Source organism: Flavobacterium sp. ABG (assembly GCF_001027725.1).
GTDB lineage: Bacteria > Bacteroidota > Bacteroidia > Flavobacteriales > Flavobacteriaceae > Flavobacterium > Flavobacterium cupriresistens.
Genome location: NZ_LEKS01000058.1, coordinates 1 through 526, shown reverse-complemented (window position 1 = coordinate 526; position 526 = coordinate 1). Strand labels below are relative to the sequence as shown.

The 526-nt window shown below is 30.0% G+C and carries 1 protein-coding gene; it reads left to right on the top strand.

Annotated features, from left to right (window positions below; all coding sequences use genetic code 11):
- Positions 1-325: 325 nt before the first annotated feature.
- Positions 326-526: hotdog fold thioesterase (locus AB674_RS21635; protein WP_047779367.1), on the top strand; the 201-nt coding region annotated here is incomplete at its 3' end.

The window sequence follows — 526 nt, the reverse complement described above, 5'->3', positions numbered from 1 at the left end:
AAAGTTATGGGACGCATTTCGTTAGTTTTTTTGTAAAAATAGGGATTAATTTGAAAAAAAATAACCACAAAAGTCACAAAAGGAAAAGGAAGTCATAAATGAACGGAAAAGCAATGCCGAAAATTTATGTTCTGTTATGTATTATAAAAATATTTAAGAATTAAGCATACAATCTTTTGTGTTTTTGAAAAGTAAATAAGAAGCTTTTGTACCTTTTGTGGTAAAAAACCAAATTATTCTATAGTGACGAAAAATATATATACTAGTCTGTCGTTTTTTGGTTTAAACATAAGCATACTATTTATACTTTTACAAAAAAATAAAAATGACTTTCGACAAAGAAAAAATCCTTCAATATTGCAATCAAATTTCAAAAAACACACTGATGCAAACCCTGAATATTGAATATACTGATGCAGGAGAAGATTATTTAGTGGCTACGATGCCTGTAAATCCATCAGTGCATCAACCTTTTGGATTATTACATGGTGGCGCTTCGGTTGCTTTGGCCGAAAGTGTGGGGAGT